The sequence below is a fragment of the Mesorhizobium sp. P160219 genome (assembly GCF_057786095.1).
Genome location: NZ_JBYNWG010000001.1, coordinates 2327139 through 2347789 on the forward strand (window position 1 = coordinate 2327139; position 20651 = coordinate 2347789).

General features: G+C 62.9%; 17 protein-coding genes and 1 pseudogene. 14 read left to right on the forward strand and 4 right to left on the reverse strand.

Annotation, left to right across the window (positions count from 1 at the left end; translation table 11 throughout):
• Position 1 precedes the first annotated feature (1 nt).
• From AC3EMP_RS11205 to AC3EMP_RS11220, 4 genes are all read left to right on the forward strand, one after another.
• Positions 2-1120, forward strand: a complete 1119-nt coding sequence (locus tag AC3EMP_RS11205; protein WP_352712735.1) for an ATP phosphoribosyltransferase regulatory subunit — start codon at positions 2-4, stop codon at positions 1118-1120.
• Positions 1117-1818: an ATP phosphoribosyltransferase gene (gene hisG, locus AC3EMP_RS11210; protein ID WP_352712733.1), complete on the forward strand. Its 702-nt coding sequence runs from the start codon at positions 1117-1119 to the stop codon at positions 1816-1818. The genes AC3EMP_RS11205 and hisG overlap by 4 nt, the downstream gene beginning before the upstream one ends.
• Positions 1819-2049: 231 nt before the next feature.
• Positions 2050-3810, forward strand: a complete 1761-nt coding sequence (locus AC3EMP_RS11215; protein ID WP_352712731.1) for an AMP-binding protein — start codon at positions 2050-2052, stop codon at positions 3808-3810.
• A gap of 95 nt (positions 3811-3905) precedes the next feature.
• Positions 3906-5009, forward strand: a complete 1104-nt coding sequence (locus AC3EMP_RS11220) for a calcium:cation antiporter (RefSeq protein ID WP_023704465.1) — start codon at positions 3906-3908, stop codon at positions 5007-5009.
• Positions 5010-5116: 107 nt separating this feature from the next.
• On the opposite strand, the gene AC3EMP_RS11225 is transcribed toward AC3EMP_RS11220, so the two are convergent.
• A complete protein-coding gene (locus AC3EMP_RS11225; RefSeq protein WP_352712729.1) occupies positions 5117-6025 on the reverse strand; it encodes a hydrogen peroxide-inducible genes activator in 909 nt (302 codons plus the stop codon).
• A gap of 140 nt (positions 6026-6165) precedes the next feature.
• Between AC3EMP_RS11225 and katG the strand changes: the two genes are divergently transcribed.
• The gene (gene katG / locus AC3EMP_RS11230) at positions 6166-8361 is read left to right on the forward strand and encodes a catalase/peroxidase HPI (RefSeq protein WP_023751745.1); all 2196 of its coding nucleotides are present in this window, start codon (positions 6166-6168) and stop codon (positions 8359-8361) included.
• 64 nt (positions 8362-8425) lie between these two features.
• Here katG and AC3EMP_RS11235 read toward each other — a convergent pair whose 3' ends face one another.
• The gene (locus tag AC3EMP_RS11235; protein WP_023681822.1) at positions 8426-9103 is read right to left on the reverse strand and encodes an MIP family channel protein; all 678 of its coding nucleotides are present in this window, start codon (positions 9101-9103) and stop codon (positions 8426-8428) included.
• A 318-nt stretch (positions 9104-9421) separates the two neighbouring features.
• Between AC3EMP_RS11235 and AC3EMP_RS11240 the strand changes: the two genes are divergently transcribed.
• From AC3EMP_RS11240 to AC3EMP_RS11270, 7 genes and pseudogenes are all read left to right on the forward strand, one after another.
• Complete coding sequence (locus AC3EMP_RS11240) at positions 9422-10711, forward strand: RsmB/NOP family class I SAM-dependent RNA methyltransferase (RefSeq protein WP_352712841.1); 1290 nt, start codon at positions 9422-9424, stop codon at positions 10709-10711.
• A 74-nt stretch (positions 10712-10785) separates the two neighbouring features.
• Positions 10786-11238 (forward strand): TspO/MBR family protein, encoded by a 453-nt coding sequence (locus AC3EMP_RS11245; RefSeq protein ID WP_352712839.1) that lies wholly within the window; start codon positions 10786-10788, stop codon positions 11236-11238.
• Positions 11239-11322: 84 nt separating this feature from the next.
• Entirely contained in the window at positions 11323-11781 is a 459-nt protein-coding gene (locus AC3EMP_RS11250; protein WP_023686843.1) for a PaaI family thioesterase, read from the forward strand.
• Entirely contained in the window at positions 11781-12446 is a 666-nt protein-coding gene (locus AC3EMP_RS11255) for a 5'-methylthioadenosine/S-adenosylhomocysteine nucleosidase (RefSeq protein ID WP_352712837.1), read from the forward strand. Before AC3EMP_RS11250 ends, AC3EMP_RS11255 begins: the two co-directional genes overlap by 1 nt.
• 55 nt (positions 12447-12501) lie before the next feature.
• Entirely contained in the window at positions 12502-14064 is a 1563-nt protein-coding gene (gene guaA / locus AC3EMP_RS11260; RefSeq protein ID WP_352712836.1) for a glutamine-hydrolyzing GMP synthase, read from the forward strand.
• Between the two features lie 291 nt (positions 14065-14355).
• Positions 14356-14586 (forward strand): annotated as a pseudogene (locus tag AC3EMP_RS11265) (Arm DNA-binding domain-containing protein); the annotation flags it as partial.
• Between the two features lie 240 nt (positions 14587-14826).
• The gene (locus tag AC3EMP_RS11270) at positions 14827-15369 is read left to right on the forward strand and encodes a protein TonB (RefSeq protein ID WP_245260041.1); all 543 of its coding nucleotides are present in this window, start codon (positions 14827-14829) and stop codon (positions 15367-15369) included.
• Between the two features lie 172 nt (positions 15370-15541).
• On the opposite strand, the gene AC3EMP_RS11275 is transcribed toward AC3EMP_RS11270, so the two are convergent.
• Together AC3EMP_RS11275 and AC3EMP_RS11280 are read right to left on the reverse strand one after the other, a co-directional pair.
• Positions 15542-15883 carry an SDR family oxidoreductase gene (locus AC3EMP_RS11275; protein ID WP_460221634.1) on the reverse strand — a complete coding sequence of 114 codons (342 nt, stop codon included), beginning with the start codon at positions 15881-15883 and terminating at the stop codon, positions 15542-15544.
• A gap of 237 nt (positions 15884-16120) precedes the next feature.
• Positions 16121-17467, reverse strand: coding sequence for a family 1 glycosylhydrolase (locus tag AC3EMP_RS11280; protein WP_352712834.1), 1347 nt, complete (start codon positions 17465-17467; stop codon positions 16121-16123).
• A gap of 696 nt (positions 17468-18163) precedes the next feature.
• Between AC3EMP_RS11280 and AC3EMP_RS11285 the strand changes: the two genes are divergently transcribed.
• Together AC3EMP_RS11285 and AC3EMP_RS11290 are read left to right on the forward strand one after the other, a co-directional pair.
• Positions 18164-19378: an ROK family protein gene (locus AC3EMP_RS11285; protein WP_352712832.1), complete on the forward strand. Its 1215-nt coding sequence runs from the start codon at positions 18164-18166 to the stop codon at positions 19376-19378.
• Positions 19375-20628: a M20 family metallopeptidase gene (locus AC3EMP_RS11290; protein WP_352712831.1), complete on the forward strand. Its 1254-nt coding sequence runs from the start codon at positions 19375-19377 to the stop codon at positions 20626-20628. The genes AC3EMP_RS11285 and AC3EMP_RS11290 overlap by 4 nt, the downstream gene beginning before the upstream one ends.
• Positions 20629-20651: the final 23 nt, after the last annotated feature.

The following is a 20651-nucleotide window of genomic DNA, read 5'->3' on the forward strand; positions in this document are numbered from 1 at the left end:
CATGACCTCCCGCCCCGCCATCGCATCCGAAATCACCAAGCTCTTCGCCACCCGCAACACCCATGCGGTGGAGGTCGCCGTGCTGCAGCCGGCCGATCCGTTCCTCGACATGGCCGGCGAGGATTTGCGCCGCCGCATCTTCCTCACCGAAAGCGAGACCGGCAAGACGCTGTGTCTGCGGCCGGAATTCACCATCCCCGTCTGCCTCGACCACATCGCCTCGCAGGCCGGCACGCCGCGCCGCTATAGCTATCTCGGCGAAGTGTTCCGCCAGCGCCGCGAGGGCGGCAACGAGTTTTTCCAAGCCGGCATCGAGGATCTCGGCGACCGCGATACGGCCGAGGCCGATGCGCGTTCGCTGGTCGATGCGCATGCGCTGCTGCAGCTGGTGCTGCCGGCGCAACCTCTTGCGATCACGCTCGGCGACCAGACCATCTTCGAGGCGGTGCTGGCGGCCCTCGGCCTGCCGCGCGGCTGGCGCATGCGACTTGCGCGTGCCTTCGGTTCGGCGCCGATGCTGCAGGCAGCGTTGTCCGATCTCGCCAACCCGCCACGCAACGGTGAGCTTGACGGCGAAGTCGCGGCCCTGGTGCTCGATGGCGATCTCGAAGCGCTTTCCGCCCACATTGCCGGCGGCATGGAAGAGGCCGGCCTTTTGGCATCCGGCGGACGCGCGCCAGTCGACATTGCCCGGCGGCTGATCGAAAAGGCCGAATTGCGCAGCGTGCGGCTGTCGAACGAGGCCTTTGCAGCACTCAGGGATTTCCTCGCCATCGACGTGCCGCTCGACGGCTCGAGTGCTGCGCTCGAAAGTTTTGCGGCCTCTGCCGGGCTTTCGCTGGGCGCGGCGCTGGAAAAATTCGCCGCCCGCGCCAAAGCCATCGAGGCACATGGCCTGCCTGCAAAGACGATCCGCTACGACGCTGCCTTCGGCCGTCCGCTGGATTACTACACCGGCATCGTTTTCGAGATCGAAGCACTTGGTGGCGAGCGGCCGCTGGCCGGCGGCGGTCGCTACGACCGGCTGCTGACCCTGCTCGGCGCCAAGACGCCGATCCCCGGCGTCGGCTTCTCTGTCTGGCTCGACCGCATCGAAGCGCTGCGGGGAGAGCCGCAATGATCACGCTGGCGATCCCATCGAAAGGCCGGCTCAAGGAGCAGGCCTTGGAGTTACTGGCCAGGGCCGGGCTTGCCGTCAGCCTGCCCGGCGATGAGCGCCAGTACCGCGCCCGCATCGACGGCGCCGAGGGCATCGAGGTGGCGTTCCTGTCGGCGTCCGAAATCGCCGGCGAGATTGGGCAAGGTTCGGTCGACCTCGGCATTACCGGCGAGGATCTGCTGCGCGAAAACCTCGCCGACTGGGAGGCGCGCGCCGAAATCGTCGCTCGCCTCGGCTTCGGCCATGCCGATGTCGTGGTCGCGGTGCCCGGCATCTGGCTCGACGTCGATACTATGGCCGATCTCGACGATGTCGCCGCCGATTTCCGCCAGCGCCACGGCAGGCGACTGAGGATCGCAACCAAATACTGGCGGCTCACGCAGCAGTTCTTCTCGCAAAAGCACGGCATCCAGGTCTACCGCATCGTCGAAAGCCTCGGGGCCACCGAAGGCGCACCGGCGGCAGGCCTCGCCGACGTCATCGTCGACATCACCACCACCGGCTCGACCCTGCGCGCCAACCATCTCAAGGTGCTGGCCGATGGGGTTGTGCTGAAGTCGCAGGCCTGCCTCGTGGCTGCCAGGAAAGATCGTGCTGCTGCGGATGAGGCGCTAGTGCGGGAAATAGCCGCGAAGATGAGCGCGCTCCCTCCCCCTTGAGGGGAGGGTGGACAGCCGCCAAAGGCGGATGGACGGGTGGGGTCGCTCCGGCAGTGCTCGACGCGAGACCACCCAAGCCGGGTCGACCGTGACCAAGGAAGTCGAGCACTTCGCCGAGGACCCCACCCGCCTCGCTTCGCGAGGCACCCTCCCCTCGAGGGGGAGGGGAACCGCCTGTACTTTCCACCACCCCATCAGGCTGCTAGGCTCACTCATCGGGAGGAAACGGCGATGGCGATTAATCTCGACGAGCTCAAGAACGCCACCAATCTGCGCGGGCGCGGCAGGGCGTTCATCGCTCCGCTCGACGGCCGGGCACATGTGTCGGGCGACCGTTCGGTGCCGCTGCTCGACAAGACGATCCCTCAGCTTTTCTCCGACACGGTCGGCAGATACGCCACGCAGGATGCTGCCGTCTTCGTCGGCCAGGACAAGCGCTTCACCTGGAGCGAATTGTCGGACACGGTCGATACGCTCGCCGCCGGCTTCCTGGCGCTCGGCCTCGAAAAAGGCGACCGTGTCGGCATCTGGTCGCCCAACCGCTGGGAATGGCTGGTCACCCAATTCGCCACCGCTCGCATCGGCCTGATCCTGGTCAACATCAACCCGGCCTACCGGCTGACCGAGCTCGAATATGCCCTCAACAAGGTCGGCTGCAAGGCGCTGGTCACCGCCGCCAGTTTCAAGACCTCCGACTATCTCGGCATGATCGAGACGCTGGCGCCGGAGCTCGCCAAGGCCACCCCCGGCAAGCTCAAGGCGCAGAAATTGCCGGCGCTGAAGATCGTCATCCGCATGGGCGATGACAACTCGCCCGGCATGTTCAATTTCGCCGACGTGCTGTCGATGGCCGGCCGTGACGAGCATGACAGCCTCGACCGCATCTCCGAAGGGCTGAAGCCGGGCGAAGCCCTCAACATCCAGTTCACATCAGGCACGACGGGCGCGCCCAAGGGCGCGACGCTGACCCACACCAACATCGTCAACAACGGCAATTTCGTCACCGCGGCAATCAGGCTCACCGTCGACGACCGGCTCTGCATCCCGGTGCCGCTCTATCACTGCTTCGGCATGTCGATGGGCACGATGGGCTGCGTCACCAAGGGCGCGACCATGGTTTTCCCGGGCGAGGGCTTTGACGCCGGCGCCACGCTGAAGGCGGTGGCGCAGGAACGCTGCACCGGCCTCTACGGCGTACCGACCATGTTCGTCGCCATGCTCGACCATGCGGATTTCGCCAGCTTCGATCTCTCCAGCCTGCGCACCGGCATCATGGCGGGCTCACCATGCCCGATCGAGGTGATGAAGAAGGTGGTGACGCTGATGCATATGGAAGAGGTGACCATCGCCTACGGCATGACCGAGACCAGCCCGGTCTCGTTCCAGAGCAGCGTCGACGATCCGCTGGAAAAACGCGTCTCCACTGTCGGCCGCATCCATCCGCATGTCGAGGTCAAGGCCATCGACGCCGACGGCGCCACCGTCGCCGTCGGCGCGCCGGGCGAGCTGTGCACCCGCGGCTATTCCGTCATGAAAGGCTACTGGGACGACGCGGAAAAAACCCGCGAGGCGATCGACGCCGACGGCTGGATGCACACCGGTGATCTCGCCACCATCGACGCCGAGGGCTATTGCAACATTGTCGGCCGGGTCAAGGACATGGTCATCCGCGGCGGCGAAAACGTCTATCCCAGAGAGGTCGAGGAATTCCTCTACCGCCATCCCAAGGTCAAGGAGGTGCAGGTGTTCGGCATTCCCGACGCCAAATATGGCGAGGAGCTGTGCGCCTGGATCGTGCTGAAGCCCAACCAGATCGCCACCGAGCAGGAGATCAAGAATTTCTGCGCCGGCCAGATCGCCCACTACAAAATCCCCCGCTACATCCGCTTCCGCACCGAACTGCCGATGACGGTGACGGGCAAGCCGCAGAAGTTTCTGATGCGGGAAGCGATGGTGGAGGAACTGGGGCTGGTGGTGCAGAAGACGGCTTGAGGGTTGAACGCCGGGGACGGGACTGCCGGGCTTCGAAACGACATTGGGGTGCTCGACAGGCTTCCGCAAGGTTCGCCGAACGCATTGGGGCTTGAATGACTGGTTTCGCACGATCAGCGACTTCCTATGCGATGCCTTTGGCCGCGCTGGCACTGGCCGTTGCGGTCAGAGTCAGCGGGCTATCGGTGGACGAAGGTTCGCCGAGCGTCAGGATTCTCGTCGGAGCGCTCTCGAGTGCGATCATGTTCATCACTATTTTCGTGGTGCTCGATCACGCCGAGGCGGTGGCCCACCGTGTGGGGGAGCCTTACGGCACATTGGTGCTGACTTTTGCCGTGACGGCAATCGAAGTGTCGATCATCGTTTCCATGATGCTGCATGGAGAGAACAACCCCACGCTTGCACGTGAATCGGTCTTCTCGACAGTGATGATTGCCTCCACCGGCGTTGTCGGAATGTGTCTCACGTTTGGCGGCTGGCGGCATCGCAAGCAGGCAATTGTCCGGCAAGGGACCAGCGCATATCTGGCGGTTTTGGCCGCACTGACCGTCATGACGCTTATCCTGCCGACCTACACGCGGACCACCGATCCCGGCACATTTTCGGCAGCTCAGCTTGGCCTGGTAAGCGTTCTTTCCGTGCTGCTCTATGCAAGCTTTGTGTTCGCGCAGACAGTCCGGCACCGGGACGATTTCATCGAAGGACTGGCACACGACCTTTCGGCGCGAACCGCCCCTCACAAAAGCATCTCTTCCAGCGCTCTGCTCCTGGTAATCGGACTGATCGGAATTGTCATGCTCGCCGAGCAGGTCGCCGCAAGTGTTGAAAATGCGCTCGTTGCTTACCAGGTGACCCAGGCTGACAGCATTGTGGGGGCAATGATCGCGGGTCTGGTTTTGATGCCGGAAGCCATTTCGGCGGTTCGCGCTTCACTCAACAATGAGCTGCAGCGCGGCCTGAATGTCGCAATGGGTTCGGCTTGCGCCACGATTGGTTTGACGATACCTGCGGTCGCAGCAGCCAGCCTGCTTACGGGACGAGGGTTGACCCTGGGGCTCCCGGAAGCTGACGCCGTACTTTTGGTTTTAGCGCTTTTCATATGCGGCGTAAGCTTTAGCAACGAAAGGACGACCTTCCTGACCGGAATCGTCCATGCCGTTGTGTTTTTTACGTATGTATTTCTGGTATTTATCCCTTGAGGCTTTGGTGCGATCTGGCGACCAACCATCAAGGCGGGTATTCTCGAACGCGCCTGATTTGAGTTTCTTTTCGGGGTTCCCAAGGCGCCATCTAAGACCCGAACGACTCACACCCCCAGCACCGCCGCATCCAACCCCCGAATGATCTTCGCCAGTTCCACGCATTCATCATGCCGCACCTTGTTGCGGCGCCAGGCGAGGCAGATCGTGCGTTGCGGCATTGGCTCCTGGAACGGCACGATCTTGAGGTCCGGCATGGCGCTGGCCGGCCTTGCCGCCATTTCGGGGATGAGCGTGACGCCGAGACCATGCGCCACCATCTGCAGCAGCGTCGTCAGGCTGGTGGCGCCGTAGCTTGCCATCGCTACGGGACGCACGCTGCCGCACAGGGCCAGCGCCTGTTCGCGCAGGCAGTGGCCTTCCTCCAAAAGCATCAGCCGCTCCAGCGCCGGGCTTTCCGGCGGCACCGGTGGCGAGGCGAAGGCTGGATCTCCGGCTGGCACGGCGAGGAAGAAGCGGTCGGCGAACAGTTCTTCGGTGACCAGGCCGGGCTGGTCGAGCGGCAGCGCGGCGATGAAGGCGTCGAGCCGTCCGGTTGCCGTGTCCTCGACTAGCGATGCGGTGACTGCTTCGCGCAGTTCGAGTTGCAGGGACGGAAAATGCCGTTTCAGTTCCGGCAATACATGCGGCAGCAGATAGGGTGCCACGGTCGGGATGATGCCCAGCCGGAAGCGGCCTTCCATGGCCGGGCGGCCGCGCCGGGCCGTCGTCTCGACATCACTGATGTCGCGCAGGATGCGCTCGATGCGTGGCAGCAGCGCTTCCGCCTCTTCCGTCATCCGCACCGTCTTGCCGCCGCGCTCGAACAGCCGGCAGTTCAGCCTTTGCTCCATCTCGGCGATCTGCGCGGACAGCGCCGGCTGGCTGACGCCGGCAAGTTTTGCGGCGCGGCCGAAATGCAGCGTTTGCGCCAAAGCCTCGAAGTATTGCATCTGCCGCACGGTCAAGCCAATCATAAGGAAAGCCTATCGCAACAAACAGGAAAGGCAATTTGTTTTTATCGAAGAGACGGCTTAGTCTGGAACCATTCCAGAGTGGCGCGGCTCCCGGCCGGCCCGGAAAAAACAACACATAAATCAGCAATTCGGAGGCCAAGATGGACGCGATGACCGACGACAACAGCGCCGGCAAATGCCCGGTCGCGCATGGAACCTCCGCCAGGACCAACCGCGACTGGTGGCCGAACCAGCTCGACATCGGCGTTCTCCACCAGCAGTCGAGCCTTTCGGACCCGATGGGCGAAGCTTTCGACTACGCCGCGGAGTTCAAGACGCTCGACCTCGATGCGGTGATCGAGGATTTGCACAAGGTGATGACGGATTCGCAGGATTGGTGGCCGGCCGATTTCGGCCATTACGGGCCGCTGTTCATCCGCATGGCCTGGCACAGCGCCGGCACCTATCGCATCGGCGACGGCCGGGGTGGCGCCGGTGCGGGCCAGCAGCGTTTCGCGCCGCTGAACAGCTGGCCGGACAACGCCAATCTCGACAAGGCGCGCCGGCTTTTGTGGCCGGTCAAGCAGAAATACGGCCGCAAGATCTCCTGGGCCGACCTGTTGATTCTCACCGGCAACGTCGCGCTGGAATCGATGGGCTTCAAGACCTTTGGCTTTGCCGGTGGCCGCGCCGATGTCTGGGAGCCCGAGCAGGATGTCGACTGGGGTTCGGAAACCAAGTGGCTCGACGACAAGCGCTATTCCGGCGACCGTGAGCTGCACGGCCATCTCGGCGCGGTGCAGATGGGCCTGATCTACGTCAACCCGGAAGGGCCGAACGGCAAGCCGGATCCGCTGGCCTCGGCCCGCGACATCCGCGAGACCTTCGCGCGCATGGCAATGAACGATGAGGAAACCGTGGCGCTGATCGCCGGCGGCCACACATTCGGCAAGACCCATGGGGCCGGTGATGCAGCACTTGTCGGCGCCGAGCCGGAAGGCGCGGGCATCGAGGCGCAGGGCCTCGGCTGGTCGAGCAAGCATGCCACCGGCATTGCCGGCGATGCGATCACGTCCGGCCTCGAAGTTACCTGGACGACGACGCCGACCCAGTGGAGCAGTAACTTCTTCGACAATCTCTTCAACTTCGAATGGGAGCTGACCAAGAGCCCGGCCGGGGCCCATCAGTGGACGCCGAAGGGCGGCTCTGGCGCGGTTACGGTGCCGGACGCGCACAATCCCTCGAAGCGTCATGCGCCGGCAATGCTGACCACCGACCTCGCGCTGCGGGCCGACCCGGCCTATGAGAAGATCTCGCGCCGCTTCCATGAGCATCCGGAGCAGTTCGCCGATGCCTTCGCCCGTGCCTGGTACAAGCTCACCCATCGCGACATGGGGCCGGTCGTGCGGTATCTCGGCCCGTTGGTGCCGAAGGAAGAGCTGATCTGGCAGGATCCGGTTCCGGCCGTCGACCATGAGCTGGTCAGCGACCAGGACATTGCATTGCTGAAGGCCAAGATCCTGGCTTCGGGCCTCAGCGTTTCGCAATTGGTCTCGACCGCCTGGGCCTCGGCCTCGACCTTCCGCAACTCCGACAAGCGCGGCGGCGCCAATGGCGCGCGCATTCGCCTGGCGCCGCAGAAGGACTGGGAGGTCAACCAGCCTGTCGAACTGGCCACCGTGCTGGCGGAGCTCAAAGCCATCCAGAACGAGTTCAACGCAAGCGGCAAGAAGGTCTCGCTGGCCGACCTCATCGTGCTCGGCGGCGTCGCCGCGGTCGAGAAAGCCGCAACGGATGGCGGCAATGCGGTGAAGGTCCCCTTCACGCCCGGCCGCACCGACGCCTCGCAGGCGCAGACCGACGTCCATTCCTTTGCGGCGCTCGAGCCGAAAATTGACGGCTTCCGCAACTATGTCAGGGGCAAACCGCCGATGTCGGTCGAAGCCATGCTGGTCGACCGGGCGCAACTGCTCAACCTGACGGCGCCGGAGATGACGGTGCTGGTTGGTGGCCTGCGCGTGCTCGGCGCCAACACCGGCGGCTCGAAGCATGGTGTGTTGACCGACAGGCCGGGCACGCTGACGAACGACTTCTTCGTCAACCTGCTCTCGATGAGCACCATCTGGGATCCGGCCTCCGAGCCCGGCTCGCATGAGGTCTACGAAGCACGCGACCGCAAGACCAGGGCAGTCAGGTGGACCGCCACACGCGCCGACCTGATCTTCGGCTCGCATGCGCAGCTGCGCGCGCTGGCCGAGGTCTACGGGTCGGCGGATGCCGGGCGGAAATTCGTTGGCGATTTCGTCAAGGCGTGGACCAAGGTGATGAACGCCGACCGTTTCGACATCGCTCCCTGATACAACCTCCCAAACGAAGGGCGCGGGCCGAGGCCCGCGCCCTTCGTTTTCGCAGGCTTCGAAATCAGTCCTTTTCGAAGATGCGTGCCTTGGCGACGACGCCAGCGATTGCGCCGCCGATCAGCGGCGCAACGATGAACAGCCAGAGCTGGCTGAGGGCTGCGCCGCCGGTAAACAGCGCCGGGCCGATCGAACGCGCCGGATTGAGCGAGGTGCCGGTCACCGGGATCATTGCGAAGTGCAGTCCGGCCAGCGTCAGGCCGATGACCAGGCCGGCGAACGCCGTCGAGTGCTTCTCGGCGGTGACGCCGAGGATGACGGTGACGAAGGTGAAGGTGCCGATCAGCTCCCACAGGAAGGCCGAACTCGTCCCCCACTTCGCCACGTCCCAGCCATTGGCGCCGAAACCGGTGGTGTGCCCGCCGGTCTGGCCGGAGACGATGATCCACAGCGCCAGCGAGGCCAGGATGGCGCCGATGATTTGTGCAATCCAGTAAGGAATGACATCCTTGGCCGGCAGCCGGCCGGCAAGGAAGACGCCGAGCGTGACGGCCGGGTTGAGATGTGCGCCTGAGATGGGACCCACCGCGTAAGCCGCCGCAATCAGGCCGATGCCGAACGCCAGGCCGATGGCTTCCTGGCCCAGCGGCAAGTCGGCGAGAAAGCCACCCGTCGCCACCGACGCCGTGCCGATAAACACCAATAGAAATGTCCCTAGAACTTCCGCAAGATACGTTTTCATTGCCCTCTCCTCGTATCGATCCGTCGGTCCGCTTTTCCGCGCCGCGAATCATGGCGCAAAGAGTATTCCCAACGCAAAAGCTTGGAAAGCAGAGCAATTGCGCCACAGATCGTGCTTACGGCGGCCAGTTACCAACATTAGAGACCTTGCATATATTTGAGATTTGTTATCGCCGGCGGGCGGACATTTGCCGGCGGGGAAATTGTCGGCCGCGAGCGGAAGGCCTCGTCGCCGCGAAATTCAAGCGGGGTTCAATCTCGACGCGAAACGCTCTAAGAGCAGGCCGAAAGATACTGTGCTCGATAGATGGAATGACGAATGCGACTGGGCGGACGGCTGGCGGCAGCCATTGAAGTGCTGGACGACATTGGCCGGCGCCACCGGCCGGTGGCCGATGCGCTGAAAGATTGGGGCCTGTCGCATCGCTTTGCCGGCGGCGGCGACCGCGCGGCGATCGGCAACATCGTCTACGACGCGCTGCGCCACAAACGTTCCGCCGGCTGGCTTTTGGGTGAAGACACGCCCCGCGCCATCGGCTTCGGCGCGCTGCTCATCGAATGGGGCCAGACGCCGCAATCGCTTAACGATGCGCTCCAGGGTGACAAGTTCGCGCCGCCGCTGCTCAGCGCCGCCGAGTTGCAGGCGCTGGCCGAGCGCCGGCCTGAAGACGCGCCGGAGGCGGTGCGGGCGGACATACCCGACTGGTGCGCGCCGTTGTTCGAACGAGCCTTTGGCGCAGACTGGGTTGCGGAAGGGGCGGCCCTGGCGACCCGCCCGCCGCTCGACATCAGGGTCAACACGCTGCAGTCCGACCGCGCCAAGGTGCTGGTTGAATTGGCCGACACCGGCGCCAAACCGGCCGCTATCGCTCTGCAAGGCATTCGCATCCCGCCCATCGACGGCGACGGCAGGCACCCGAACGTACAGGCCGAGCCGGCCTTCCAGAAAGGCTGGTTCGAGGTCCAGGACGAAGGCTCGCAGATCGTTGCCGCCCTTGCCGGCGCGCAAGCCGGGATGCAGGTGCTCGATTTCTGCGCCGGCGCCGGCGGCAAGACGCTGGCGCTGTCGGCGGCGATGGCCAACAAAGGCCAGGTCTTCGCCCATGATGCCGAAAAAGCGCGGCTGGCACCGATCTTCGACCGCATCCGCCGTTCGGAAAACCGCAACGTCCAGGTCGTCACCAAGCCGGCCGAGCTCAGCCCCCTCGCAGGCCACATGGACATCGTGCTGGTGGATGCGCCCTGCACCGGCAGCGGCACCTGGCGGCGCCGTCCCGACGCCAAATGGCGGCTGACGCAGAGACAGCTCGATGCCCGCAAGGGCGAGCAGTCGGCGATCCTCGACGCGGCCAAGGCCTATGTCAAACCCGGCGGCCTGCTGGTCTACATCACCTGTTCGGTGTTCGACGAGGAGAATGGCGAGCAGATCGCCGCCTTTCGCGAACGGCACAAGGGCTTCGTTCCGGTCGATCATCGCGCGCTCTGGGATGCCAGCTTCCCCGGTCACGCAGCGGCCGCCCGGATCGGCAAGACAAGCGATATCTCGCTGTCGCCGGCTCTGAGCGGCACCGACGGCTTCTATTTCTGTGCGCTGCGTCGGGCGAATTGACGCTGCGATTGACAGGCTGACATAGCGCTCCAGTTGCAGATGCGCGGCGTCGGCCGCCAGACGGGGTAGAATTCTTGCAAAGATATGTGTCGCTTCTGCTTTTCCTCCTTCTGGTGCTCGGCGGCGGCCTGTTGATCGGCTATGCGACGCTGCCGGGTGAATGGTATGCCTCGCTCGCCAAGCCGCCCTTCAACCCGCCCAACTGGGTCTTCGCGCCGGCCTGGACGCTCCTCTATGTGCTGATCGCCGTGGCCGGCTGGCGGACATGGGAGCGGGAACGAGCAGCCGCCGCGATGAAGATCTGGGCGCTCCAGCTTGTTCTGAACTTCGCGTGGTCGCCGACTTTCTTCGGCGCCAAACAGATGGGGCCGGCACTGGTCGTGATCCTGGCTCTTCTCGCCAGCATTCCGCTGTTCATAGCCACGGTGTGGAACCGCGACCGGGTTTCCGGCTGGCTGTTTGCGCCCTATGCCGCGTGGGTAGCCTTCGCCACCTTGCTCAACGCGTCGCTGCTCCTGTTGAACTGAGTGCTTTGCTGCAGTGCAGCAAAAGCATTTGCGTGGCGTTCAGGCGTCTGCGATAAGCTTTGCAGATAAATCAGGGCGATGGCCATGGCAGCAAAGATCGTACCCGCACCCGATTATGAGGACCGCGTCAGGGCGTCGTTCGCGCGCCAGCAGGCGATGGCGACCATCGGCGCCGAACTGACGCTTGTGACGCCGGGCATCATCGAGATCGAAATGCCCTATTCGGCCGCACTCACGCAGCAGCATGGTTTCCTGCATGCCGGCGTGATTTCGACCGCACTGGACTCGGCTTGCGGCTACGCCGCGTTCTCGCTGATGCCGGAAAATTCCGGCGTGCTGACCATCGAGTTCAAGGTCAATCTCCTGGCGCCCGGCCGGGGCGAACGCTTCCTGTTCCGCGGCTCGGTGACCAAGCCCGGCCGCACCATCATCGTCGCCGACGGCCAGGCCTACGCCTTTGCCGCCGATGGCGAGGCCAAGCTGATCGCGACCATGACCGGCACGATGATGACGGTGGTTGGCCGTGACGGGATAGCAGGCTGATGGCCAAAATTACGCGAATTGGTGGCAAGGACGTCCTCTTCGTCATGGCGGCGCAGGCCGAGTACGGTCCGCATCTGCAAAAACTGTTCACGCCGCTGATGACGGGCGTCGGCCCGGTCGAGGCAGGTGTGCGGCTCGGCGCCGAACTGTCATGGCTGAAGTCTGAGAAGACGCTGCCCGATCTCGTCGTCTCGCTCGGCTCCGCCGGCAGCCGCACACTGGAGCAGACGGAAATCTACCAGGCGGTCTCGGTCAGCTATCGCGACATCGACGCTTCGCCGCTAGGCTTCGAAAAAGGCGCGACGCCGTTCCTCGACCTGCCGGTGACCGTCCCGCTATCATTCAGGATACCGGGCATTAAAGAAGCCAGCCTGTCGACCGGCGGCGCCATCATCACCGGTGCCGCCTATGACGCCATCGCCGCCGACATGGTCGACATGGAAACCTTCGCCTGCCTGCGCGCCTGCCAGTTGTTCGATATCCCGCTTATCGGCCTGCGCGGCATTTCAGACGGTGCAGCCGATCTGCGCCACGTTGGCGACTGGACCGAATATCTGCATGTCATCGACGAGAAGCTGGCGGATGCAGTCGTGCGCCTCGAACAGGCCATCGGCTCCGGCACGCTACACAAGGAGCAGCCTGGGCAAGAGCCGGCAGCGCTCTGAAAGTCGGGCTACGCACCCCATTGCGCCGACTCGTTTCTTTCTCTAAAGGCTCGCCATGACGACAGCCAATCATCCCGATACAGTCCTGATTGTCGATTTCGGCAGCCAGTTTACGCAACTCATCGCCCGCCGCATCCGCGAGGCTGGCGTGTTTTCCGAGATCGTGCCGTTCCAATCGGCCGAAGCTGCCTTCAAGCGCATCAATCCGAAAGCCGTGATCCTGTCGGGCGGTCCCGCCTCGACATCGGACATCGGCAGCCCGCGCGCGCCGCAGATCGTCTTCGATGCCGGCGTACCTGTGCTCGGTATCTGCTACGGCCAGATGGCCATTTGCGTGCAGATGGGCGGCGTCGCCGAAAGCTCGAACCATCGCGAATTCGGCCGCGCCTTCGTCGAGATCGAAAAGGACAGCCCGCTGTTCGAGGGCCTGTGGGCGCCAGGCCAGCGCCACCAGGTGTGGATGAGCCATGGCGACCGCGTCATCTCGCTGCCCAAGGGGTTCGAAGTCTTCGGCAAGTCGGAAGGCTCGCCTTTCGCCATCTTCGGCAACGTCGCGCGCAAGATGTACGGCATCATGTTCCACCCGGAAGTTGTGCATACGCCGGATGGCGCCAGGCTGCTGAGAAACTTCGTGCACAACATCGCCGGCATCGAAGGCGACTGGACGATGCGCGCCTATCGCGAGCATGCGGTCGAGACAATTCGCAAACAGGTCGGCAAGGGCAAGGTGATCTGCGCGCTGTCGGGCGGCGTGGATTCATCGGTCGCTGCCTTGCTGATCCACGAAGCGGTAGGCGACCAGCTGACCTGCATTCTTGTCGACCATGGCCTTATGCGCAAGGACGAGGCCGCCGGCGTGGTGGCGATGTTCCGCCAGCACTATAATCTGCCGCTGATCCTTGTCGACGCGTCGGAAAAATTCATCTCCGCGCTGGAAGGCGAGTCCGACCCCGAGACGAAGCGCAAGACCATCGGCCGGCTGTTCATCGAGGTGTTCGAGGAAGAGGCCAAGAAACTCGGCGGCGCCGATTTCCTGGCGCAAGGCACGCTCTATCCCGACGTCATCGAGAGCGTCTCCTTCACCGGCGGCCCGTCGGTGACCATCAAGTCGCACCACAATGTCGGCGGCCTGCCGGCGCGCATGAACATGCAGCTGGTCGAGCCGCTGCGCGAACTGTTCAAGGACGAGGTGAGGGCACTGGGCAAGGAACTCGGCCTGCCCGAAAGTTTTATTGGCCGCCATCCGTTCCCCGGACCAGGCCTTGCCATCCGCTGCCCCGGCGGTATCACCCGCGAAAAGCTCGAAATCCTGCGCGAGGCCGACGCCATCTATCTCGACGAGATCCGCAAGGCCGGCCTCTACGACGCCATCTGGCAGGCTTTCGCCGTGCTGCTTCCGGTGCAGACCGTCGGTGTGATGGGCGACGGCCGCACCTACGAATTCGTCTGCGCCCTGCGCGCCGTGACGTCCGTCGACGGCATGACCGCCGACTTCTACCACTACGACATGGCTTTCCTCGGCGCGGCGGCCACCCGCATCATCAACGAAGTCCGCGGCATCAACCGCGTCGTCTACGACGTGACGTCAAAGCCGCCAGGCACCATCGAGTGGGAGTGATTCAGGCCCACTCAAACGCCGCCGAAAACACGCCATTGTACGCCACAACCATTTGATAACACGTATAAATCCATTCGGAGACAATCAGCGACAATCGGTGCGGAGATTGGATTTGACGGACCGGCTGACGGACCTTCCGCAAATTGCTAGCTCAGATTTTTCGAAGTACCGTCAGATCCAATGAGGCTCTGACGGTGTTTTTTGATGCCTTAAGGCACTGGAGATAAAACGAATGTTCTGCCGAAGAGCCTCGAAATTGTACTGACGGTACTTTTCAGGAGGTACCGGGGAATGCTGACGGACGTCGCCCTTAAAGCCCTGAACCAAAAGAGAAATCTACAAGATTGCGGACCGTGACGGCATGTATGTTCGCGTCATGCCTAGTGGCGCGATCTCCTTTCGGCTGGATTACAGGCTCAACGGAGGCCGCGAGACGGTCTATCTTGGCAGGTATGGACGGGACGGAATCTCGCTTGCCTCAGCCGGGAGAAGTGTCTCGACGCGAAGCGCGCTATTGGCGAGTGACGGTCGCCGGCGATAGAAAAGCAGCGCGACAAGCGCCGAGTTGTCACCCCGGTCTCCGGCCGACTTCAGCGCCGAAATGGCTACCAAACCAAAGCGATGCCCGGGCCTTCAAGGCCTCTTCTTATTCCGGCCAAGCCGGCCCGGAGCGCCGCATTCACTCACATCCCTTGAACCTGAGTGCAGAGTTGCCGCATCGAAGCCATTTGAGCAGCCGAGTTCGCGCCCGAACCCGTGCTGGTGCTGGCGGTCGTATCGCCAGCTGTATTCGAGGATCCCGACGTGCCGGTGGTTGTACCCGAACCAGTGCTGTTGCTGGCCGTGGTGTTACTGCCGGTCGAACCAGAGCTGCCTGAAGTGCCGGTGGCTGTGCCAGAGCCGGTGCCGATACTCGCCGTTGTATCACTGCCGGTCGAAGCCGAGCTACCTGACGTGCCGGTCATTGTGCCAGAGCCAGTGCCGTTACTGGCCGTCATCCTCGAGCAGTCGGAGCGAACCTGTGCCTGCTGTTCAGAGCTCAGGGACGACCAGTTCTTGCGGATCTCATCCTGCGACAGAAGTCTTCCCGAATTGGCGTCGCTGAAGAATGAGCCGGAGAGCTTGCTGTCCCAGCCGCTCGGGATACCGCTTTGGCCGGAGCCGGACGTAGAGCTCATACTGGACCCGGCCGATGAGCCGGACGTTCCGTTCGTGCCGCTGGATGTTCCCGACGACTGCGCCAAGGCCGCGGTGGCGAGACAGAGAGAGATCGCTGTAGCTGTCAAAATCTTACGTTTCATGTGAGTCTCCTTTGGGGTTCGACGCCGTTGCGGCGTCGAATCCTAATCCCGAGGAAAGGCACTTGTTCCTGTAAAGAGTGGAATTCGATGTCATGATCCTTGTGCACCAGCCTTGGCCTCGAATGCGATGCCGGAGCGCTTCAACGACGACTGACGCCTCAGGCGAGAGCTGTCCGCTACTGGGTGTTAGAGGCGATATGCGGAACGCTTCCCGAATAGTTGGGTGCCACCATCGGGTAATTGCGAGGCAGGTTCCATTTGGTTCGGTAATCGTCCGGATTCATGCCCAGTCGGCCAAGGTGCGAACTGCGTCGGGTCTCGGTTAGAGACAGGAGGGTGGCCTTTGCCGCGGCGTATAGCTCGACATGCGGAGCTCGTCTCGACCGCGCACACTCAATATGTTTTACGATGACGCCCCCAGATGTCATATGAGCGAATGCCTTTCCGGCGAAATAAATTGCTCCCAGCAGGTCGACGCTCAGCACCTTCAGCCAGCCCGCTCTAGTGAATGCCTCAATGGTTAAAGATTATCAGGCCGGCGCGTTGTTGACGATTATTACCAACCTGCCGAACGCGTGAGCGCAAGTCGACAGCACCGTGATAGCGGCCTCCCCGGCGCGCCCCTTGTCGAACCGATGCGCGCCTTCTCGACCTTGCCTCCACCCACGTCGGCTCACCCGTGCACCTTCGGTGCCCAACCGCATGGCGATGGCCAGTCCAATGCCGCTTGCAGCACCGGTTACAATGCAGTCTTGTTATCCAGGCGCATCGGGTTCGACCTCTTTCTGGGGAGCAGCAAGTGGTTCAGTCCAGCCTTCAGCGACCCGATCCACGCTCAGCAGGCTGCGCGCATAATCCTGTTGCGCGCGAACAATGGCATCGTCTTGCTGTGAGGGAAGAAAGACCGGCAAAGCAAGGCAGACACTTTGTGTGGCCAACAGCTTGTTCCAGTTCGCGATCAGCGCCTTGAAAGCGCGCCCCACCGCCCTCGGATTTCGGTCGAGGTCATAGAGGCCGAGCGGATTGATCCGTCCGTTGTTCTCCCGAAGCGCACTGTCCCAGTCCACCTGATCCGTCAGCGAGTACCAGGTGAAGCCTACGATGGGGATGCCATCGTTGCGGATCCGCAGCACGTTGGCCCACTCTTTCCACAGCCAATAGACGGCCTCGTCTCCATTGGGGCCTTCGCTGATGTTGGTCTCCGTATGCATTACGGGAAGCCGGTAGCGGTTGAAGTACTGCCGCGTGATCTCGTCATAGCCAAACACCTCGCCGGACCCGGACGTCGTTCCGTCTGCCCAAACCCGATGTTCGTTGGTCTGGTAATAGTCGGTGCCCATCACGCAATGCCTGCGCAGATGGCTTTCCAGGAAGAAACTGTATTCTTCGGCCGTCATCCCGTTTTCGAGAAGATAGCGATAGGTGTGCGCGTCGACGTCATGACCGTAGTTGAGGTCAAGCGACAGGAAACGCTCGCTGTTGAACCGTTCCGCTCTGCCGACCGCCTCGGGAGAATCGGCGTGGAAGTATTCCGAGGATTCGCTCTGAATGAAGATGGCGTCCGACCGCACCTCGAGAATCGCCCGCATGGCAAGCACGTTCGCCTTCACGATGTGCTTGAGGGCGGTGACGAAGGCAGTGTCGCTGCTCAGTTGTTCGTTCCACCATCCCCAGCGGGCCGAAAAGGTGGCGCAGATGAACATCTCATTTATTGGGGTGAAGAGCTGGATCCACGGATAGCGCATCGCGAAATCCCTGGCGTAGTGCTCGAATAGTGTCGGAAAGTCCGGGTTCTGGAAGTTGCCAATCCAGTCCGGCACGCCAAAGTGGCAAAGGTCGACGATCGGAAGAATGTCTTTCGCCTTCAGGTCCGCGAAGGTCTCATCGGCGAATGCCCAATCGTACCGTCCGTCACCCAGCCACGTTTTGTGGATGGGCGGTCCGTAGCGGAGGAAATGCACCCCGAGATCCTGGACCAGTTCGAAGTCGGTACGCCATCGTTCGTAGAAGCGGCATTTTTCCATTTCGTCGACGCGCTCCCGGCCTTGTCGAATGGTGGGGGTGCTGTTCTCGATGCCGGTGGCAAACATGAACGTGAACATTGATGGTCCTTAGCCAAGGCGGAGATGCCCGCGCTTGGTCAAACGTTCAGTGCTCGACGCAGTTCCTGCAAGACTGCTTGTCAAGTTCGGTGGGCGCCTGACAACCACGTGCCTGAAATTGGCGGAATTCTATCCCACGGTTCAAGCGAGCAGCTTGCGCCGAACATGGTCGGACTATGCTGGACGGAGATGTCGGCTTCGGGCCAGCCCAGTTGGCGTCAAACGCGCCTTTGCAAGTGAAAGCGGTATGTAGCTATCCACGTTTGCAAACTGCAAGCGGACGTTCCGCTGCCGGCCCCATTTGAGCCATTCACTGGGAGGCAGGAGGCAGACCCGCGGTACATCACCGATATTCTCGAAGCCAAGTCCTTTGGTTCGACAGACCCATACGAGAGATACGAGAGATATGGACCGGCGACCATCCGCTGTATTGATCTCCTGTAGAAAACAGTGACCCTCAAGACTAGCATGATCATTATTCGTCAATGGCTACGAAGCTGTTCGTCCAATGATTCAAGAAGCTGATCTAGCCATTCGCTGACCGCATTTATCTTCTGCCGAACAGCAGCAACGCGCCTGAATCCTGCCTCCGGATCAATGTTCGCGTACGCAAAAACCGCCGCTCGCGAACATACATTGACAGGTCCAGTTCCGAATAATAAGTTCGGTCATAGAACGAATTAACCGGAGTTCAATGTGACTGACCTGCCGCGCATATCCCGTCAGTTCTCACAGCGCTCCGTGATGGAAGCGATCGTCCAGGGCGGGCCGATCTCCCGCGCCTCGATCGCCAAGCTGACGGGCCTGTCGAAGCAGACCATCTCCGAAATCATGCGCGGGCTCGAGCAGGAGGGCTGGGTCCAGGAAACCGGCCGCACCAGCGGCCATGTCGGGCGCACCGCCGTTACCTACGAACTGGTCCACGACGCAGCCTATATCATCGCCGTCGACCTTGGCGGTACCAAGGTGCGGGTCGCGCTGACCGACCTTGCCTGCCAGATCTTTGCCGAAGCCGCCACACCGACCGATCCGCGCGGCGGCCAGTTCGTCGTCGATCAGATTGCAGCGCTGGCCTTCGATGCCGCGGCCAGACAGCACGTCGCGCGCAAGAAGATACGCCTGGCCGTCATCGGCGCGCCTGGCGCTCCTGACCCGGCCACCGGCCGCATCCTAATGGCGCCGAACATCGCCGGCTTCGACACAATGAATGTGCTGGATGCCTTCGAAGAAGCGCTCGGCGTCGCGGTGATGATCGAAAACGACGTCAACCTCGCGGTGCTTGGCGAGAACTGGCTCGGCCAAGGCCAGGGCATCGACAATCTCGCCTACATCGCGCTCGGCACCGGCATCGGCAGCGGGCTGATGCTGGGCGGCCATCTGGTGCGGGGTGCTGGGCACGCCGCCGGCGAGATCGGTTTCATGCCGATCGGGGCCGATCCCTTCGCCGAGGAATCACTGCGCACCGGCGCATTCGAACGCGCGGTGGCCACCCACGCCATGACCGATCGCTACCACGCCCTCGCCGGCAGGCAGGTCTCCGTGCCGGCAATATTCGAGAATGCCGCGCTTGGCGACAAGGACGCGCTCACCGTGCTCGACGAAACTGCCCGCCATCTGGCGCAAGGCGTTGCGGCAATCGCGGCAATCGCCAATCCAGAAAAGTTTATCCTCGGCGGCTCGATTGGGTTGCGGCCCGAAATCCTGTCCAGGGTGCAGGCGCTTCTGCCGCTATGCTTCCCCTATCCGGTCAGGGTCGAGGCGAGCGAACTCGGCGCACGCGCAGCCCTCATCGGCGCGGCGGCAATCGGCCTTGGCCAGTTGCACAACACGCTGTTCGGCGTCGACGCGCCTGATGGCCGGATTTCGCTGCCGCCTGCCCAGGCCGCCGCGCTGAAGGAGGCCGCGATATGACTCGCAATATTACCGCCCGCCTGCAGGCAGCGCTCGACCGTGACGACGCACTAACGCTGTTTCGCCGCGCCATCGGCCGAGAGAGCATCACCGGCAACGAAGCCAACTTCGTCGACTTCCTCGAAGCCAGGATGCGCGACCTTGACCTCAGCGGCCTGACCAGGACGGAATTCCTTCCTGGGCGGCCCAACATCTGGGGCGAGCGCAAGGGGGCCGACCAGGGAAAGCGCCTGCTGTTCATCGGCCATACCGACACCGTCCATGTCGACGGCTGGCGCGAGCATTGGGCAGGCACCGAGCGTGAGGATCCGTTCGCCGCCCCGATCATTGATGGTGCTGTCTGGGGCCGAGGCTCCGGCGACCTCAAGGCCGGCATCACTGCTTCGCTTGCGGCACTCGCGCTGCTCGACAAGGCAGGCGTTCGCCTCAAGGGCGACGTCGCCTTCGCTTTCATCGGCGACGAGGAGAGCGGCCAGCCCGGCACCGGCATTTCCGCCGGGATCAAGCACTTCGTCGGACGCATCGAGACCGGCGAGGTCACAGCACCCGATTTCAGCGTCTATGTCGAGCCGACCCGCCTGGCCGTTTATGCGGCGCAGATCGGCTTCTTCATCACCGATATCTCGATTACCGGCAAATCCGCCTATTTCGGTGTGCCAGAACTCGGCAAGGATGCGCTCCGTGCAAGCCATGCCGCGATGACGGCGCTTTGGAAGCATTCGGATGAGGTCGCCGCGCGCGCCGAGCACAAACTGGTCGGGCGCGGCTTCCTGCTTATCACCGGGCTTGCCGGCGGCGGCTACATTGCCGTTCCCGAGCGCTGCACGCTCTCGCTGATCCGTAAGCTGTTGCCTGGCGAAGACCTCGACACCGCCGCCGCCGAGATCGAGGCTGCCGTGCGCGGCGCGATCACCGATCCGGATATTTCGGTAGAGTTCGCCTACCCCGCCGGCCGCGACCACAGGCTGGGCGGCACCGCTGCCGAGATCGGCGAAACGCGGGCGGAAGTCGCCATGCTGTCCGACGCGATGGCCGGCGCAATGAGCGGACGCGGCGTCATCGAGGGCGCACCGTTCTGGTCGGAGTCCCCCTTCATCATCAATCAGCTCGGTATTCCTGCCGTCTATTGCGCGCCCGGCGACATCAGGAATTGCCACACATTCGAGGAGCACGTCGATGTCGAGGAATATTTCGCCGGCATAGTCGGCTTCGCCGCCTTCATGGCCCGCTACTGCGGCGTGGCCGACTGAACCACCAACGAAGCAAAATGGGA

Bases quoted from the DNA above. Each gene is read 5' to 3' on its own strand.
- AC3EMP_RS11205 (WP_352712735.1), top strand. From the start codon at position 2: ATGACCTCCCGCCCCGCCATCGCATCCGAAATCACCAAGCTCTTCGCC.
- hisG (WP_352712733.1), top strand. From the start codon at position 1,117: ATGATCACGCTGGCGATCCCATCGAAAGGCCGGCTCAAGGAGCAGGCC.
- AC3EMP_RS11215 (WP_352712731.1), top strand. From the start codon at position 2,050: ATGGCGATTAATCTCGACGAGCTCAAGAACGCCACCAATCTGCGCGGG.
- AC3EMP_RS11220 (WP_023704465.1), top strand. From the start codon at position 3,906: ATGACTGGTTTCGCACGATCAGCGACTTCCTATGCGATGCCTTTGGCC.
- AC3EMP_RS11225 (WP_352712729.1), bottom strand. From the start codon at position 6,025: ATGATTGGCTTGACCGTGCGGCAGATGCAATACTTCGAGGCTTTGGCG.
- katG (WP_023751745.1), top strand. From the start codon at position 6,166: ATGGACGCGATGACCGACGACAACAGCGCCGGCAAATGCCCGGTCGCG.
- AC3EMP_RS11235 (WP_023681822.1), bottom strand. From the start codon at position 9,103: ATGAAAACGTATCTTGCGGAAGTTCTAGGGACATTTCTATTGGTGTTT.
- AC3EMP_RS11240 (WP_352712841.1), top strand. From the start codon at position 9,422: ATGCGACTGGGCGGACGGCTGGCGGCAGCCATTGAAGTGCTGGACGAC.
- AC3EMP_RS11250 (WP_023686843.1), top strand. From the start codon at position 11,323: ATGGCAGCAAAGATCGTACCCGCACCCGATTATGAGGACCGCGTCAGG.
- AC3EMP_RS11255 (WP_352712837.1), top strand. From the start codon at position 11,781: ATGGCCAAAATTACGCGAATTGGTGGCAAGGACGTCCTCTTCGTCATG.
- guaA (WP_352712836.1), top strand. From the start codon at position 12,502: ATGACGACAGCCAATCATCCCGATACAGTCCTGATTGTCGATTTCGGC.
- AC3EMP_RS11280 (WP_352712834.1), bottom strand. From the start codon at position 17,467: ATGTTCACGTTCATGTTTGCCACCGGCATCGAGAACAGCACCCCCACC.
- AC3EMP_RS11290 (WP_352712831.1), top strand. From the start codon at position 19,375: ATGACTCGCAATATTACCGCCCGCCTGCAGGCAGCGCTCGACCGTGAC.